Annotated in this window: 19 protein-coding genes and 1 pseudogene; 13 read left to right on the forward strand and 7 right to left on the reverse strand. The window is 63.0% G+C overall.

Annotated elements, in window-relative coordinates; translation table 11 throughout:
• Positions 1–75 precede the first annotated feature (75 nt).
• From purE to J1C56_RS33690, 3 genes and pseudogenes are all read left to right on the forward strand, one after another.
• Positions 76–540 (forward strand): 5-(carboxyamino)imidazole ribonucleotide mutase, encoded by a 465-nt coding sequence (gene purE / locus J1C56_RS18550; protein ID WP_214391832.1) that lies wholly within the window; start codon positions 76–78, stop codon positions 538–540.
• Positions 537–1,619 (forward strand): 5-(carboxyamino)imidazole ribonucleotide synthase, encoded by a 1,083-nt coding sequence (locus J1C56_RS18555; protein WP_338001467.1) that lies wholly within the window; start codon positions 537–539, stop codon positions 1,617–1,619. The genes purE and J1C56_RS18555 overlap by 4 nt, the downstream gene beginning before the upstream one ends.
• A gap of 162 nt (positions 1,620–1,781) precedes the next feature.
• A pseudogene (locus J1C56_RS33690) lies at positions 1,782–1,988 on the forward strand (antibiotic biosynthesis monooxygenase family protein); the annotation flags it as partial.
• Between the two features lie 244 nt (positions 1,989–2,232).
• On the opposite strand, the gene J1C56_RS18560 reads toward J1C56_RS33690, so the two are convergent.
• Positions 2,233–3,267 (reverse strand): NAD(P)-dependent oxidoreductase, encoded by a 1,035-nt coding sequence (locus tag J1C56_RS18560; protein WP_246591569.1) that lies wholly within the window; start codon positions 3,265–3,267, stop codon positions 2,233–2,235.
• Between the two features lie 22 nt (positions 3,268–3,289).
• Between J1C56_RS18560 and J1C56_RS18565 the strand changes: the two genes are divergently transcribed.
• From J1C56_RS18565 to J1C56_RS18580, 4 genes are all read left to right on the forward strand, one after another.
• Positions 3,290–3,589: a winged helix-turn-helix transcriptional regulator gene (locus tag J1C56_RS18565; RefSeq protein ID WP_246591571.1), complete on the forward strand. Its 300-nt coding sequence runs from the start codon at positions 3,290–3,292 to the stop codon at positions 3,587–3,589.
• 333 nt (positions 3,590–3,922) lie between these two features.
• On the forward strand, positions 3,923–4,048 hold the full coding sequence (ykgO, locus tag J1C56_RS18570; protein ID WP_018429929.1) for a type B 50S ribosomal protein L36: 126 nt from the start codon (positions 3,923–3,925) through the stop codon (positions 4,046–4,048).
• A gap of 79 nt (positions 4,049–4,127) precedes the next feature.
• Positions 4,128–4,709, forward strand: coding sequence for a tetratricopeptide repeat protein (locus J1C56_RS18575; protein WP_214391542.1), 582 nt, complete (start codon positions 4,128–4,130; stop codon positions 4,707–4,709).
• A gap of 139 nt (positions 4,710–4,848) precedes the next feature.
• The gene (locus J1C56_RS18580) at positions 4,849–5,898 is read left to right on the forward strand and encodes an alpha/beta fold hydrolase (protein WP_214391543.1); all 1,050 of its coding nucleotides are present in this window, start codon (positions 4,849–4,851) and stop codon (positions 5,896–5,898) included.
• A gap of 95 nt (positions 5,899–5,993) precedes the next feature.
• Here the strand turns inward: J1C56_RS18580 and pyk are convergent, their stop codons facing one another.
• Together pyk and J1C56_RS18590 are read right to left on the reverse strand one after the other, a co-directional pair.
• Positions 5,994–7,430 carry a pyruvate kinase gene (gene pyk / locus J1C56_RS18585; RefSeq protein ID WP_214391544.1) on the reverse strand — a complete coding sequence of 479 codons (1,437 nt, stop codon included), beginning with the start codon at positions 7,428–7,430 and terminating at the stop codon, positions 5,994–5,996.
• Positions 7,427–7,915, reverse strand: a complete 489-nt coding sequence (locus J1C56_RS18590; protein WP_214391545.1) for a DUF1036 domain-containing protein — start codon at positions 7,913–7,915, stop codon at positions 7,427–7,429. The genes pyk and J1C56_RS18590 overlap by 4 nt, the downstream gene beginning before the upstream one ends.
• Before the next feature lie 246 nt (positions 7,916–8,161).
• On the opposite strand from J1C56_RS18590, the gene J1C56_RS18595 reads away from it, so the two are divergent.
• The 4 genes from J1C56_RS18595 to J1C56_RS18610 all read left to right on the forward strand — a co-directional run bounded on the left by J1C56_RS18595 (position 8,162) and on the right by J1C56_RS18610 (position 10,401).
• A complete protein-coding gene (locus tag J1C56_RS18595; protein ID WP_214391546.1) occupies positions 8,162–8,959 on the forward strand; it encodes an N-formylglutamate amidohydrolase in 798 nt (265 codons plus the stop codon).
• An 11-nt stretch (positions 8,960–8,970) separates the two neighbouring features.
• Positions 8,971–9,279 (forward strand): DUF1244 domain-containing protein, encoded by a 309-nt coding sequence (locus J1C56_RS18600; RefSeq protein WP_214391547.1) that lies wholly within the window; start codon positions 8,971–8,973, stop codon positions 9,277–9,279.
• Between the two features lie 138 nt (positions 9,280–9,417).
• Complete coding sequence (locus tag J1C56_RS18605) at positions 9,418–9,678, forward strand: DUF2312 domain-containing protein (protein WP_214391548.1); 261 nt, start codon at positions 9,418–9,420, stop codon at positions 9,676–9,678.
• 369 nt (positions 9,679–10,047) lie between these two features.
• Positions 10,048–10,401 carry a hypothetical protein gene (locus J1C56_RS18610; RefSeq protein WP_214391549.1) on the forward strand — a complete coding sequence of 118 codons (354 nt, stop codon included), beginning with the start codon at positions 10,048–10,050 and terminating at the stop codon, positions 10,399–10,401.
• 88 nt (positions 10,402–10,489) lie between these two features.
• Here the strand turns inward: J1C56_RS18610 and msrB are convergent, their stop codons facing one another.
• Together msrB and J1C56_RS18620 are read right to left on the reverse strand one after the other, a co-directional pair.
• Positions 10,490–10,894 carry a peptide-methionine (R)-S-oxide reductase MsrB gene (msrB, locus tag J1C56_RS18615; protein ID WP_214391550.1) on the reverse strand — a complete coding sequence of 135 codons (405 nt, stop codon included), beginning with the start codon at positions 10,892–10,894 and terminating at the stop codon, positions 10,490–10,492.
• Positions 10,895–10,995: 101 nt separating this feature from the next.
• A complete protein-coding gene (locus J1C56_RS18620) occupies positions 10,996–12,186 on the reverse strand; it encodes a vWA domain-containing protein (RefSeq protein ID WP_214391551.1) in 1,191 nt (396 codons plus the stop codon).
• Positions 12,187–12,413: 227 nt separating this feature from the next.
• On the opposite strand from J1C56_RS18620, the gene J1C56_RS18625 reads away from it, so the two are divergent.
• Positions 12,414–13,487: a glycoside hydrolase family 25 protein gene (locus J1C56_RS18625; RefSeq protein WP_214391552.1), complete on the forward strand. Its 1,074-nt coding sequence runs from the start codon at positions 12,414–12,416 to the stop codon at positions 13,485–13,487.
• 86 nt (positions 13,488–13,573) lie between these two features.
• A complete protein-coding gene (locus J1C56_RS18630; RefSeq protein ID WP_214391553.1) occupies positions 13,574–14,029 on the forward strand; it encodes an HNH endonuclease in 456 nt (151 codons plus the stop codon).
• Here the strand turns inward: J1C56_RS18630 and J1C56_RS18635 are convergent.
• Both J1C56_RS18635 and J1C56_RS18640 read right to left on the reverse strand, forming a co-directional pair.
• Positions 14,007–14,453, reverse strand: coding sequence for a GNAT family N-acetyltransferase (locus tag J1C56_RS18635; protein WP_214391554.1), 447 nt, complete (start codon positions 14,451–14,453; stop codon positions 14,007–14,009). The two genes, J1C56_RS18630 and J1C56_RS18635, sit on opposite strands and share 23 nt — an antisense overlap.
• Positions 14,454–14,706: 253 nt before the next feature.
• Positions 14,707–15,546 (reverse strand): AAA family ATPase, encoded by an 840-nt coding sequence (locus tag J1C56_RS18640; protein WP_214391555.1) that lies wholly within the window; start codon positions 15,544–15,546, stop codon positions 14,707–14,709.
• Positions 15,547–16,432 lie beyond the last annotated feature (886 nt).

The following is a 16,432-nucleotide window of genomic DNA, read 5'->3' on the forward strand; positions in this document are numbered from 1 at the left end:
CATTTCGGTTAAGCGCAGGCTTATCAAGCAGGGGTGCCGCGCGTGAGCAAGGACAGGGTCGACGTCGCCATCATCATGGGGAGCCAGTCAGACTGGGCGACCATGCGCCATGCCGCCGAATTGCTCGACGTGCTCGGCATCGCCTTCGAAGCACGCATCGTCTCGGCCCACCGCACCCCCGACCGACTTTATGAATTCGCCAAGGGCGCCAAATCAGCCGGCTTCCGCGTCATCATCGCCGGCGCCGGCGGTGCCGCCCATCTTCCTGGCATGACGGCGGCAATGACCCCGTTGCCGGTGTTCGGCGTGCCGGTCGAATCAAAGGCGCTCTCTGGCCAGGATTCGCTGCTCTCCATCGTCCAGATGCCAGCCGGCATTCCCGTCGGCACGCTTGCCATCGGCAAGGCTGGCGCCGCCAACGCAGCGCTGCTTGCGGCAGCCGTGCTTGCCCTTTCCGACGACGCGCTCGCCGCGAGGCTCGACGAATGGCGCGCCGCCCAGACCGCACGGGTCGCCGAACAGCCGACGGACGACGCGTGAGCGCCCTTCTTCCCCTCGGCGCCACCATCGGCATCATCGGCGGCGGCCAGCTCGGCCGCATGCTGGCCATGGCGGCGGCTCGCCTCGGCTACCAGACGATCGTTCTCGAGCCGCAGGCAGACTGCCCGGCGGCCCAGGTCGCCAATCGCCAGATCGTCGCCGCCTATGACGACCCCGCAGCCCTCGACGAGCTGGCGCGCGCCAGTGCCGTCGTCACCTATGAATTCGAAAACGTACCAGTCGTCGCCGCCGCGCAGCTCGGCCGCACGGTCACGGTCTATCCGCCGGCACGCGCGCTTGAAGTGGCCCAGGACCGGCTCGTCGAAAAGACCTTCCTGAACGGCATCGGGATATCCACAGCCCGCTTCAGGCCTGTGGAAAACGATGCCGAGCTGGCGGAGGCGCTGAAGGACTTCGATGGCAGCGGCGTGCTGAAGACCTGCCGCATGGGTTACGACGGCAAGGGCCAGATGGTCTTTCGCAACATGACCACGGGCGGCTTCGACGGCGCCTGCGCCTCGCTCGGCAATGTGCCGCTGGTGCTCGAATCCTTCGTTCCCTTCGAGCGCGAAATCTCGATCATTGCCGCGCGCGGCAGCGATGGCAGCATCGCCGCCTTCGACCCGGCCGAGAATGTGCATCGCAACGGTATTCTCGCAAGTTCGACCGTGCCTGCGGCGATCAGTGACGAAACCGCGATGGCAGCGCGCGACGCGGCGCGAAACATCCTCGCCGCCCTCGATTATGTCGGCGTCATCGGCGTGGAGTTCTTCGTCCTCGCCGACGGCTCGCTGCTGGTCAACGAAATGGCGCCTCGCGTGCACAATTCCGGCCATTGGACCGAAGCAGCCTGCGTGGTTTCGCAGTTCGAGCAGCACATCCGCGCGGTCGCCGGCCTGCCGCTCGGCGACGCCAACCGCCACTCCGACTGCGTCATGGAAAACCTGATCGGCGACGATATCGAAAAGGTCCCCGCACTGCTCGCTGAACCCGATGTGGCGGTCCACCTCTACGGCAAGGCCGAGTCCCGCCCCGGCCGCAAGATGGGCCATTTCACCAGGCTGTTGCCGCGCCGCTAACTGACAGAACTGATAACAGCCGCCAATTCACAGCTTGGCTGCACCTCCCCAGGCACCTGGATTGAGGCTTTGCGATGGGCGGCTTCGGGCCGTCCGGTTCCGGGTCGCTGCCGCTCGTGGCTGACGCTCGCGTTTGGGTAGCCAGGCTGGTACGGTTCACCAATGAGCGGAAAGGCAAGCTACAACATCATTTGGGAGTTCACGGTAGCCGAAGAGCATCGGGCAGACTTCGAGGCATCTTATGGTCCGTCCGGTTCATGGGCGCAGCTTTTTCGCAAAGGAGAAGGGTACATTGAAACTCAGCTCCTTGCCGATGAGGAGCGGGTGAACGTCTACCTCACGATCGACCGCTGGGTTAGCCGAGAACATTTTGAGCGGTTCAAAGTCGCTTACGATGCGGATTATCGAAAACTTGATGAGCAACTAGAGGGCGTAGCCGGAAGCGAGCGATCGGCAACAGCAAGGCACGCCGCTGCTCGGCGTTCTCGGTGGACCAAGCCGCACAATAGGTGTCCAAGAGAAGCGTCAGAGACATTCTGTTGTCCTCACATAGATTGTCGCGCGGATGCTGGACGGCAACGCGGCCAGCATCCTTCGTTGTTTGCCGTAGCTCTTATGCGGCCTTTCCCAGGAATTGCGACAATGCCGCGAAATCTCCGTGCAACTGGCCAGCTGCAATCGCCCGCTGGAAGATGGAGCCATAGCCGTCAACCACGGAGCGATCGATCCCACGCGCATCCATGAGTTCCAGGAGATGCTGGAATGCGCCGTAATGCACGGAGATCGACGAAAGTGTCTCCTCGTCGCTGGCAAAACGGCCGGCGTTCGTGCGCTTGATGAGGTCAGTGACAAGCCCGTCGACAACAGGCGCCGTCGCCGTCCACTGCCGGCCCAGTTCGCCCAGCTCGATGCCTTCGGCCTGGCTCACGGCGATCGCATGGAGCGCTCCGAACAATGCGCCCCACATCAGGGCCAGCAAAGCGCTATCGAGCGCATTGGCACGTCCAGGATCTTGTCCGACATGCTGGACGTTACCGCCCAATGCGCGAAAGACGGCCGCGTTGTCCTGAAAGGCCTCGACCTGCCCCGAGATCAGAATCGTTCCGTCATCCGTGCCGATAAAGTCAGGCGTCGCCATGATCGCGCCATCGAGATAGCTGGCCCCGCGCCCGGCACACCATTCGGCGGCTTCGCGCGCCCCCTGCGGCGTTCCCGACGTCAGGTCCACGATCAGCTTGCCGCGAAGGACCGAAGCGACGGCATCGTCGCGTAGGATTGCCGCCGTCGCCGCGTAGTCGCTGACATTCACGATGATGATTTCAGCTGCGGTTGCAGCTTCCAGCACCGAAGGCGCAATGGTCGCGCCGAGCAAGGCCAGCGGTTCGGCCTTGTCTTTTGTCCGGTTCCAGACCGTCGTGCGATGGCCCTCGGCAAGCAGGGCGCGTGCAAGCGCCGAGCCCATGCGGCCGGTTCCCAAAACCGCGATTGAACGCTTCATTCCAACTCTCCATATCAACTGGCGGCGCCACGACGCGACTCTTGTCGCGACGTCGTGGAGGTATGTTGAGATCGGCGGCACACAATACGAACCTGGGCGTAAGTGGTCACCTGGAAGTAAGGAAAGCTCCATGAACACAACGGCGGACAATGGCTTTGCAGCGGCAGTCAGGATGACCGAAGGCAAATGGAAGATAGACATTCTTTGCCAGCTCGGAACGGCATCACGCCGGTTCGGCCGGCTGAGGCAGTCGATTCCCGGGATCAGCGAAAAGATGCTGGCGCAGCAATTGCGTGAAATGGAGGCCGATGGGCTCGTCGACCGGAAAGTCTATTCGCAGACGCCAGCCAAGGTGGTCTACTCGCTCACGCAACGCGGCGCGGCACTCAACGCGGCAGCAGGCTCACTATGCCTTTGGGGCGAGCAGTTCGGTCTTCCCTGCAATGTTCCGAACAAGGCGGAATACGCCTGAGACGACTCGACCGATCCTGAACCGCTAGCGGGTACGCATTCCCCAGCCAACGCAGCTGACGCCACCAGTCGATAGAATCGGAAACCGCATGCACCCCTCCGTTGGTTGGATGAGCTTGAGGATTCCAGCGGGTCGTCCGCCGACGCGTGCTCGCCCCGGCATCACCATGACCATTGCCGGCAAAAAAGCTATTCAATCCGCGACGCTGCGCCCACTCGCGGTTGACTGGCCAAGACTCCTCGTCTAAGAGCCACTCACACAAATTGGGCGCGCTCCTTTGGCGCGCTTTTGGTTTCGGCCCGGAAGATGGGCCCCATCTGACGGGTTAGTGACATGAAGATCAAGAATTCGCTCAAGGCGCTCAAGGGCCGCCACCGTGACTGCCAGCTGGTTCGTCGCAAGGGCCGCATCTACATCATCAACAAGACTGCGCCGCGCTACAAGGCCCGCCAGGGCTGATGCTCGCCCGGCCGCTCGCGGCCGGCGCATCACGGCAATTTCAGTTTGACGTTCCCATGCGGGGGTCTAGAATTTCCGCATGCGGAGCGTTTTTGCCTTTTTTATCCTGACCATCGCGGCAACGCCGCTGCCGCTGCAGGCGTTTGCCCAGACGAGCGGCGATCCCATCATCGCCAAGGCTGACACACAGCTCGATTCACTGTTTTCCGACCTCAAGCGCGAGCGCAACGAAAAGGCCGCCGAACGCCTCGCCAACCGGATCTGGGAGGCCTGGTACAGGTCCGGCAGCGCATCCGTCGACCTGATGATGCTGTGGGCGCAGCAGGCGCTGGAAGCCAAGAAGTTCAACGTCGCCCTCGATTTCCTCGACCAGGTGGTGACGCTGCAGCCGCAATTTGCCGAAGGCTGGAACCGCCGCGCCACGGTTCATTTCATGATGGGCAACTTTCGCAAGTCGATGACCGACATCGAACGCACGCTGGAGCTCGAGCCACGCCATTTCGGCGCCCTCTCCGGCATGGCGCAGATCATGGCCAACACCAACCACAACGAACTGGCGCTGCAAGCCTGGCAGCGTGTGCTGGTCATCTATCCCATGCTGCGCAACGCCCAGAACGAGGTGTCGCGGCTGTCGGAGGAACTCGCCGGCGAAGGCATTTGAAGAAGGGAATAGTGAGTAGTTAGGCCGCGCGCCGTGGATGGCATGCGCCAGTTTTTGTTTTCTATTCACTACTTCCCTATTCGCTACTCCCCTATTCGCCACGCCCTTCCCGCCCTGTTCTCTCACCCGCCCCGGCCGCATGAACATCCTCACCTTCGTCCTTGTCCTGCTCGTTGCGATCGTCCTTGCACTTGCCGGCTTTACCGGCGTGGCGTCATGGCTGATCGAGCGCCGCAACCCGCCCGTGGGCAGCTTCATCGACATATCGGGCGCCAGCATCCACTACGTGCATGTGCCGGCGCCAGCCAAGGCGGACCTGCCGCCGCTGGTCTTCATCCATGGCGCCAGCGCGAACCTGAAGGACCAGATGCTGCCGCTCAGGCCGCTGTTCGAAGGCCGCGCCGAGATGCTGTTCTTCGACCGGCCCGGCCATGGCTGGTCCGGACGCGGGCCCGGCAACAACGAGACACAGGAAGGCCAGGCCGCGACAATCTCGGCGTTGATGGACAGGCTCGGCATCAAGGACGCGATCATCGTCGGCCATTCGTTCGGTGGTTCGATCGCGGCAACCTTCGCACTGGAGCAGCCTGGCAAGACGCGCGGGCTGCTGTTCCTGTCGGCGGCAACGCACCCATGGCCAGGCGGAGACACCTCCTGGTACTACAGCCTGAGCGCCAGGCCGGTGATCGGACGGCTCTTCGCCGCGACAATTGCCAATCCGGCCGGGCTCACGCGCATCGGGGCGGCAACGATGTGCGTCTTCTCGCCCAACGAGGTGCCCGACGGCTATTTCGACGAAGCCTCGATCGAGCTTGTGCTGCGGCCGCGGGCCTTTCGTTCGAATGCGATCGATGTCGAAGGCTTGTACCGGCACGCGCTGAAGACGGCGCCGCGCTATCCCGAGATCAAGGTGCCGACGGTGGTGATCTCGGGCGACGCGGACACTGTCGTCTACGAGGAGATCCACTCGATCGGCCTTGCCCGCGACATTCCTGGCGCCGAGCTGGTCTGGGTCAGCAACCTCGGCCACAAGCCGGACTGGGTCGCACCCGATCTTGTCCGGGCAGCGGTGGAGAAGCTAGCAGGCCAGCCGCGCGACCTGCAGGCGATGGCGCGTGCGGTCGAGGCCCGCACAGCGGGTGATGCGTATGGCACGGATGTGTGCGTGAATGAGAAGGCGGAGACTTAGGGGAGTAGGGGAATAGGCAGTAAGGCAGCATGGAGAACGAGGAGGACGGCTAGAGCCGCCCACTGCCTATTCCCCTACTGCCTTACTCCCGTAATTTACCTGCTGCCTTTGCCTTCCGGCCCGACATAGGCGATGCGCAGCATGTTGGTTGAGCCCGGCGTCCTCAGCGGCACGCCGGCGGTGATGATGACGCGGTCGCCGCCAGTTGCGAAACCCTCGTTGAAGGCGACGTTGCAGGCGCGTTCGACCATGTCGTCGAGATTGACGGCATCGGGCGAGACAACGCAATGCGTGCCCCACAGAAGCGACAGCCGGCGCGCTGTGGCCAGGATCGGCGACAGCGCGATGATTGGCACCTGCGGCCGTTCGCGCGCCGCGCGCAGGCCGGTGGTGCCCGAGGCGGTGTAGGTGACAATCGCCGACAGCTTCAGCGTCTCGGCGATTTCACGCGCCGCAAGCGAGATCGCGTCGGCGCCCGTCGCCTCCGGCTGCGAACGCTGGGCGTTGATGATGCCGGGATAGGTCGGGTCCTTTTCGACCTGCTGGGCGATGCGGTCCATCGTCGCCACCGACTCGACCGGATATTGTCCGGCGGCGGATTCGGCCGACAGCATGATCGCGTCAGCACCTTCGAACACGGCGGTCGCGACGTCGGAGACCTCGGCGCGGGTCGGCACCGGTGCGGTTATCATCGATTCCAGCATCTGGGTAGCAACGACCACCGGCTTGCCGGCGCGGCGTGCGGCGCGCGTGATCTGCTTCTGGATGCCGGGAACCGATTCGATCGGCATCTCGACACCGAGATCGCCACGGGCGACCATCAAGGCATCGGACAGCTCGATGATTTCGGCAAGACGGGCAACGGCTTGCGGCTTTTCGATCTTGGACATCAGCAGCGCGCGCCCTTGGGCGATCTTGCGCGCTTCGGCCAGATCCTCGGGACGCTGGATGAACGACAGCGCGACCCAGTCGACGCCGGTTTCGAGCACCGCGTCGAGGTCCTTGCGGTCCTTTTCGGTCAGCGCGCCGACCGGCAGGTCGGTATCGGGCAGGCTGACGCCCTTCTTGTCGGAAATCTTGTTGCCGGCAACGACGGTGCAGACGATCGACTTGCCGTCGCTCTTGACTGCCCTGAGCTCGAGCTTGCCGTCGTCGATCAGCAAGCGATGGCCTTCCTGGACCGACTTGAGGATCTCGGGATGCGGCAGGTGGACACGGCTCGACGTGCCGAGCTCGGCATTGTCGTCAAGCGTGAAGGTCTGGCCGACGGTCAGCTCTTCCTTGCCGTTGGCGAACTTGCCGACGCGGAGCTTGGGCCCCTGCAGGTCGGCGAGGATGCCGATCGGGCGGCCCGCCTCTTCTTCGACCTTGCGGATGCGGCCGACAAGCGTGCGCATCGAATCATGGTCGGTATGGCTCATATTGATGCGGAAGACGTCGGCGCCCGCATCGAAGAGCTTGCGGATCATGACCTCGTCGGAGGAGGCCGGACCGAGTGTGGCGAGTATCTTGACCTTGCGGCTGCGTCTCATTGACCGTTGGTTCCCGAGGCGGCCGCATTGCCGCCCGTTGCGGGCTCGTCGGTGAGCTGGACCATCCAGTTCGCCTGTTCGCCCGTGTCGTATTCCTGGAAGCCGGCACGCTGGAAACCGCGCGCTACGCAGTCGGTGACCCCGGCTACCTTGAACTCTTTTTCAGCCACGCACATGTTGATGGGGCCATCCCAGCGTCCGCCGCGCTCGGCATCTTCTGCATAGAGATAATAAAATCTCGATGACAGCGGGCCCTCGATCAGCGTCTTGCAGGTGGAACCTTCGATGTGCCACCAGCCTTCGGTGATCCAGCCGGCCTTGGCGCGATAGCCGATGCCGACACCGACGAGGCTCTGGGTCGCGTTGCACACCCTGAAGTCGGCATGGGCAGGCGTCGCAGCGACGGCCGTAAGAACGGGAATTGCCAGGAAAAGAAAGAGCATTGCGAAGGCTGAGCGTGCGCGCGGCCTTCCGGCAAGTTCCATCCCCAAGCCCCTCTTCGACGTATTCTTCATTTTCTGGTGCCCTTTTCGGCAATGTGCAAGCGCATGTCAACGCATAGGCACGGCGCTTATCCAATCGATTTAGATGCGCTCAGCCGGTGTGATTTGCCGCCTCTTCTGGCATATTCGAAAAAAGGTTGGCAAAACAACGGCGTTAGCACATATCCCCACAGCAGCAGCGGCGACGAAACCTACACCGAAGCCATGCCGAAGGACAATTTGCCGCCGATGACGCGAAACACTCTCTTTGCCCCGTTCGAAATCATCGAAGGCGACCGAGGCCGCGGCCTGGTGCTTCTGTGCGACCATGCCCGGCGCGACCTGCCGCAGGAATATGGCGATCTCGGCCTGCCGCCCGAAGAGTTTGAGCGCCACATCGCCTATGACATCGGCGCCGAGCAGGTGACCCGCAAGCTCGCGGCGATCATGGGCGCGCCCGCGGTCCTGGCCAATTTCTCGCGCCTCTTGATCGACCCCAACCGCGGCGAGGACGACCCGACCCTGATCCGTCAGCTCTATGACGGCTCGGTCATACCGGGCAACTATCCGATGTCTGGGCAAGAGCGCGAGCGTCGTCTCGACACCTTCTACCGGCCCTATCACGACGCCGTCGGCGCCATGATCGCCTCAGTGCACAAGGAGACCGGTACCGCACCCTTCATCCTGTCGGTGCATTCCTTCACCCCTGTCATGCAGGGCCGCACCAGGCCCTGGCATGCCGGTGTCCTCTGGGACATGGACCATCGCGCCGCCTGGCCGTTGATCGAAATGCTGGCCGAGGACAAAGCCATCGTCGTCGGCGATAACGAGCCTTATGACGGGGCACTGCGCGGCGACACCATGTACAAGCACTGCATCGTCAACGGCTTTGCCCACGCGCTGATCGAGATCCGGCAGGACCTGATCGGCGACGAGGCCGGAACCAGCGCCTGGGCAAATCGCCTCGCGCCCATCGTTGACGCGATCAACCGCCGTGCCGATATACATGAGGTCAGACAATTCGGCTCGCGCACCGGGCCGCTGTGATGGAGATTGAGATGGCCGAACTCAGCGAAGCGCAACAGCGCGAATTCGAGGCGGCCGCATTCCGCCGCCTGCTCGAGCATTTGCGCGAGCGCTCCGACGTGCAGAACATCGACATGATGAATCTCGCCGGTTTCTGCCGCAATTGCCTGTCCAACTGGTATGCCGATGCGGCCAAAGAGGCCGGCGTCGAGCTGTCCAAGGAAACATCGCGCGAGATCGTCTACGGCATGCCTTATGCAGAATGGCAGGCCAAGCACCAGCGCGACGCCACCGACGCGCAAAAAGCAGCCTTCGAAGCCAGCCGGCCCAAGGATCACTGAGCTGATTTTACGCGGCGTCGTGTCAGCTGCGCCGCCACGTCCCCTTGACCCTCCTGCCATCATCGGGCATCGAACCGGGCCGAAATGCCCCATGGCGCGCCGAGTCGCGCTGTTCCAGTCACAATTGCGGAGTGCCCCATGGCCGACGAAATTTCAGATACCAGCCAGACCGTTGCCGCCGGCCAGTTGCGCGCCTTCATCGAGCGCATCGAGCGGCTTGAAGAAGAAAAAAAGACCATCTCCGACGACATCAAGGACGTCTATGCCGAAGCCAAGGGCACCGGCTTCGACACCAAGGCCGTCCGCACGCTGATCCGCCTGCGCAAGCAGGACCAGGCCGAGCGCGACGAGGCAGAGGCGATCCTCGACCTGTACAAGGCCGCCCTCGGCATGGTCTGAGGCCAAACGGCGCGCCGCGTTTCCGGACGGTACGCGGCCGCCCCTATGGCTTTTGCATTGAGCCACGCGCACAGCCATGCCTGGCACGTAGCCTCATCTCCCCGATCTCTATCTCTCTGCTTGGCCGCCATCCGGCATAGGCTGGCATCTTCGGAGTTCGCGCCGGAGCGCGGAGCCTTTGGCCCTATCCAAGGCTTGGCCATGCCGGCGGCTGCACCGACACGGCTTCGCCTCTCACTTTGGTGGGCTGATGACTGTTCACCTTGTTGGCGAACGATACTTTTGCCGCACTTGTAAACGCGGCAGATATGATGCCCTATTTGAAGGCTAGACTGTCACGACAGCGGCAATGGCGCGGGGTCACCAGCGATGACACAGACCGGGCAATTCCATCCTTCCGACAACCGCCTGGGCGGGCAAGAAGGCATGTCGGCGTTCTTCAAACGGCGCTGGAACGGCGAGGTGCCGCTCAGCCAGCTGTTCTGGCGGGACATGGTGGTTGTTGGCAGCATCATCAACATCACCACCACGATCGTCGCGCTGCTGATCCTGGCCGCCAAGATGTCGGCCCTGCTGGCAGTCGCCGTCCACCTGATCCCGCTGCCTTACAATCTGTTCCTCTATGGCAGCGTCTTGCGCACGGCCGACATGGCCGGAATACCGAATGCCGGTGCCATCAAGATCAGCGCCACGCTCTGGATCATCCTCGCCAGCCTGCTTTGAACGCCCGAAGACTGACGCAGCGGTCAAACGACCACGCCGCGGGCGCGCCAACTGCTGCACCTGCGGCGTGCATTTCTGGAAGTGTGATTTAAGTCGCCGGCTCGAAATTCAGCGCCACGCCGTTGATGCAATAGCGCAGGCCGGTCGGCGGCGGGCCGTCGGGAAAGACGTGGCCGAGATGGCTGCCGCAGCGTGCGCAGTGGCATTCCGTCCGCACCATGCCGTAGCTGCGGTCGACGGTGTTTTCGACGGAGCCTTCGACCGGATCGTTGAAGCTCGGCCAGCCGGTGCCGCTCTCGAACTTGAGCTTGGATTCAAACAATGGCTGGTCGCAGCCGGCGCAGGTGAAGGTGCCGGCGCGCTTTTCATAGAGGAGCGCGCAGCTGCCCGGCCGCTCGGTGCCGTGGTTGCGCATCACCTGATACTGCTCGGGCGTCAGCAGCGCGCGCCATTCGGCGTCGGTGCGGGTCACGGGGTAGGTCTTGGCATCCATTCTGGGGTCTCCCGGGCTTGTTCTTCTTACTGTTCGCGTTCGTGGCACAGATAGTTACGAGCCGCCGCGTCTGACAGGGCATCACATCATGGTGAGCCGTATCAGTGCTTCCGCGACAGCTGCTTCGTCGCCGCTTCCAGCCCGGCCAATGTGAGCGGGTACATGCGGTTGGCAAAGATCTCAGCGACCATCTTGATCGAACTCGTGTAGCCCCAGTGCTTTTCCTGCGTCGGGTTGAGCCAGACGGCGTTCGGCCACTGGTCGAGCACGCGGCGCAGCCACACAGCGCCCGGCTCGGGGTTCCAGTGCTCGACCGACCCGCCGGTATAGGCGATCTCGTAAGGGCTCATCGAGGCGTCGCCAACGAAGATGACCTTGTAGTCGTGGCCGTATTTGTGGAGCACGTCGAGGGTCGGCATGACCTCTGCATGGCGTCTGCGGTTGTCCTTCCACACGCCTTCGTAGAGGCAGTTGTGGAAGTAGAAATACTCGAGCTGGCGGAACTCGACGCGCGCCGCCGAAAACAGCTCCTCGACAACCTTGATGTGGTCGTCCATCGAGCCGCCGACGTCGAAGAACATCAAAAGCTTGACCGCGTTGCGCCGCTCGGGCCGCGTCTTGACGTCGAGATAGCCGTGGTCGGCGGTGGCGTGAATGGTCCCCGGCAGGTCGAGCTCTTCCTCGGCGCCCTCGCGCACCCAGCGGCGCAGGCGCTTGAGCGCCACCTTGATGTTGCGCGTGCCGAGCTCGACCGAGTCGTCGAAATTGCGGAACTCGCGCTTGTCCCAGACCTTGACCGCGCGACGGTGGCGGCTTGTCTCTTGCCCGATGCGCACGCCTTCGGGATTGTAGCCATAGGCGCCGAAGGGCGAGGTGCCCGCCGTGCCGATCCATTTCGACCCGCCCTGATGGCGGCCCTTCTGCTCTTCCAGCCGCTGCTTCAGCGTCTCCATCAGCTTTTCGAAGCCGCCAAGTGCTTCGACCAGCTTTTTCTCCTCGTCAGTCAGCGTCTTCTCGGCAAGCCGGCGCAGCCATTCCTCGGGGATGTTGGCGACGTCGACAGCACCCTCGCCGGCTATGGCTTCGACACCCTTGAAGTAGTGCGAAAAGACCTGGTCGAAACGATCGATATGGCGCTCGTCCTTCACCAGCGCCGCGCGGACAAGATAATAAAAGCCCTCTACGTCATAGGTGACGAGATCGGCATCGAGCGCCTCGAGCAGCGCCAGATATTCACGCAGCGAAACCGGGACCTTGGCCGCCTTGAGTTCGAGGAAGAACGGTATGAACATGCCGGGCACTTTGCTTGGACGCGGCTCCGCAGGCAAGCCCATCGGCGCGGACGCGTCCAAGTGGCGCGCGGGGCAGCAGCGTTTCGGCAAGCCTGCAACACCCAAAATCTAATTAAAGTAAAAATCGGATTCAGTCTTTCTTGGTAATTTCCCGTTAGCAATTGCCGTCAGTGGGGAAGCGGGGCGAGTCTGCCTTCGCTCCGAGTTTGTTTTGCGTACGGGTACCTATGCGTTTCTCAGCGGCGTCAGCGTTCGTTCTCGCCAGCCTGGCTCTGGCCGGCTGCACCTCCAGTTCGGGCCTCGGCGGCCTGATGGAGCAGGCCTCGCCGTCCCAGGAGACGACGAGTTCGGTGATCAGGCCCTCGGCCGACATCGCCCCCGTCGTCGCACAGGCGCCCATGCCCCAGCCCGTCATGGCAGCGCCCACTGAAGTGACCACGATGACGGCACCGCCGGTGCAGGTGGCGATGGCCATGCCCACGCCGATGCCCCAAACGCCGATGGAACCTGCCATCGAGCTTGAAGACATGCCCACGCCCGATGCCAAGCCGATCGCGCTGATTGCACCGTCGCGGCCGATGAAGGCAACGCCCTTCGCACCGGGCCAGATCTACGGCCGCCGCTTCCGCGACGCCAAGCCGATCAATTTCGGCAAGGCCGCGTCGCCCAAGAACTTTGCCGTCCACGGCGTCGACGTGTCACGCTGGCAGGGTGAGATCGACTGGCCGAAGCTGCGCACCCAGGGGGCGAACTTCGCCTACATCAAGGCCACCGACGGCGGCGACCATCTCGACCCGATGTTCCGCAAGAACTGGCGCGAGGCCGAGGCTGCCGGCCTGAAGCGCGGCGCCTATCATTTCTTCTACTGGTGCCGCACCGCCGGCGAGCAGGCCGACTGGTTCATCCGCAACGTGCCCAAGGTTGCCGGCGCGCTGCCGCCGGTCATCGACGTCGAATACAATGGCGAGTCGAGCTGCAAGCGCCGCCACGGCCGCGAAAAGATCGTCGAGAAGATGCAGGTCTTCATGGACAAGCTGGAGCGCCACTACGGCCAGCGTCCGATCATCTACACCGCGCCCGACTTCTATCGCGACAACCTGCGCGGCGAGTTCCAGGACTACCCGTTCTGGCTGCGCGCCGTGGCCGAGCCGCCATCCAAGGTCTATCCCGGCCGCAAATGGGTGTTCTGGCAGTATTCGGGTTCGGGCCTGTCGCACGGCGTCGACGGCAAGATTGACCTCAATGTCTTCCGCGGCAGCGCCAGCGACTGGCACCGGTGGGTGGCGAACAGCGCGGGCTGAGCGGCGGCCGGGCAAAAGCCGAAGTCGCGAAGATTCGCGATTTTACAGTCACCGAATATTATTGACTGCAACCTAGCATCGCAGTCATGGATTTGAAGCAACTCGAAAAGCTGCATCAAGCTGCCACAGGCCTGCTTGGCGACTGGTGGCAGGACGACCGCCGCAATTGGTGTGCCTACTGCGGCATCCCGATGCTCAAGAGAGCCCCTCAAGGCGCGCCTCAACCACCGACCTTGGCAACACGAGACCATGTGATCCCGAAGGCCCATCACGGCGGGCTCTTGACCATTCCATCTTGCAAGGCATGCAATGCGGCCAAAGGCACCATGTCCGTGCCTGAATATCTCGAGAGCGAAAACTTCAAGATACGCCGTCAAAACAAGCACAAGCATCAATGGCCGGAATACGCACTCTGGGCGGTTGCCGGCATCGCTGCCCTCAAGCGCGCTTCCGTCTTGGCCTCGACGAATGCACTGCCAAGACTGAAGACAGCGGCCGATAGGGCGAGCGCGCCCAACCCTACAGCAAATCGTATTCGATGAAGCCGGTGCGACGGGCGACGCGGTCGTAGAGCTTGCGCGCCGTGGCGTTGGTCTCGTGCGTCATCCAGTAGACATTGGTGACACCGAGCTTGGCGGCTTCCTGCTTCACGGCGTCGATGAGGGCCGCACCGATGCCCTTGCCACGCACGGCGGGATCAGCGAACAGATCCTGCAGGTAGCAGTTGTTGGCCTCGGACCAGCCCGAGCGGTGGTAGAGGTAGTGCGTCAGCCCGACCGCCTTGCCGTCGACGATGGCGATCAGGCCCTTGGGCTCGAACTCGCCGTCGGTGAACAGGCGCTTCCAGGCGAGCTGGTAGATGTTTTCGGGCAGCACCGTGTTGTAGAAATCGAGATAGGCGGTCCACAACCGGCGCCACTCGGCATGATCGGCGAGTTGAAGCGGGCGGATGGTGATGTCGGTCATCGGGCGTTTGCTTTCCATAATCGCGTCAGTTGGCTGGAACCTGCCCGAGCGGCGATGCGTCGCCAACAGTCCAGAGCGCAAAAAGCGTTGTCCGGGCGGCGGCGCCCTTACCCCACCCCACAAGGGGGAGGGGGATCTTCATCATCGCTGCTGCCAAATCCTTTGAAGGCCGGATCCAGCCTGTGCCGAAAAGTCCCCCTCCCCCTTGTGGGGAGGGGTTAGGGGTGGGGGTACCTTCAACGTGGGTATTCGATCACCCTTGCCTTCTCGCCATGAACGCCAGCCGCTCGAACAGATGTACGTCCTGTTCGTTCTTGAGCAGCGCGCCATGCAGCTTGGGCAGCGCGTTCTTGGGGTCGGCGCGCAGGTCTTCCGGTGCCACGTCGTCGGCAACGAGCAGGCGGATCCAGTCGAGCGCCTCGGAGGTCGACGGCTTCTTCTTGAGGCCGGCGACTTCGCGAATCTCGTAGAACTGGGTCAGTGCCGCCCGCACGAGGTTCTGCTTGATGCCGGGATAGTGGACCTCGACGATCTTGTGCAGCGTGTCGACGTCGGGGAAGCGGATGTAGTGGAAGAAGCAGCGGCGCAGGAAGGCGTCGGGCAGCTCCTTTTCGTTGTTCGAGGTGATGATGACGATGGGGCGGACCTCGGCGCGGATCGTCTCGCCGGTCTCGTAGACGAAGAATTCCATGCGATCGAGTTCCTGCAACAGGTCGTTGGGGAACTCGATGTCGGCCTTGTCGATCTCGTCGATCAGAAGCACGACTTTCCTGCCGGCGGCAAACGCATCCCACAGCTTGCCGCGCTTGATGTAGTTCTTGATGTCGTTGAAACGCCCGTCGCCGAGCTGGCTGTCGCGCAGGCGCGACACCGCATCATATTCATAGAGGCCCTGCTGCGCCTTGGTGGTGGACTTGACGTTCCACTCGATCATTTCGAGGCCGAGACCGGCGGCGACCTGGCGGGCCAGCTCGGTCTTGCCGGTGCCGGGTTCGCCCTTGACCAGCAGCGGCCGCTCCAGCGCGATCGCCGCATTGACCGCAACCATCAAATCCTTGTCGGCGACATAGGCCGACGTTCCTTCAAAGCGCATGCGTAACTCCAAATTCGTCGGCCGACACTAGGGAGGTGCGAGCTGAGGGGCAAGCTTACTCACTGCCACGCCCCGTTTCCGGTCTGGCCATTGTCAAAGAACACTCCCGGTTTAGGGGAACAGTCGGGAAGCGGGGCGCGAGGCCGTGCCTTCCGATAGGTTAGTATGTGGCGCGAACTCGCGCCCCGCTCGGTGTCTGTCCCGAGGTTGGCCGGTCACAGCGCCGCTCCATGTACATTCCATGGACAATCGCCGCGGCTTCTCCGCATCTTCCCGCCGCGCTTGCCTTGTGAGGCTCACACGGAAAACGCCGACCTGTCGTCGGGCCCTCGGAGCCACGGCTACCGACACCGTGGCGGGAGGTCACCGCCGCCCTCCCTGATACCCGGTGCGCACCAGGTCCCGTAAGGGCGATGGGGGAAGTGTACGGCAGGTCCGGAGGGTGTGGAAAAGCAGGGGCGGCTATCCACGCGAGATGGTGACAGAGTTGCTGACAATGGGCTTCGAGGGCGGTCGTGCTCTACGAAGCCAACCTTCACTGTCGTGATCCTTCGCACCCCCCCTCTGGCCTGCCGGCCATCTCCCCCACAAGGAGGGAGATTAGTCTCGTCCAAGGCGGCGCCCATTTTGTGAGGTAGCAAGCATAAAGCCTTGCTAGCTGGCGATTGGCCGGGGCGCGATGACAGCCTGATCTCCCCCCCTTGCGGGGGAGAGATACGGTCCGCGAAACGGACGAAAGCCAATTGCTTGGCTTTTCAAGCATCGAACGCCGGCACGCAAGAAAAGTCACCGACCGTGGAAAACCTCTCCACATCGCGCCTGAAAATATCGTTGCACGGACGGTCGCATGGCCATGGTACATCGCAGCCATTGCGCCTATATTGGC

Source organism: Aminobacter anthyllidis, from assembly GCF_018555685.1.
Classification (GTDB): Bacteria; Pseudomonadota; Alphaproteobacteria; order Rhizobiales; family Rhizobiaceae; genus Aminobacter; species Aminobacter anthyllidis.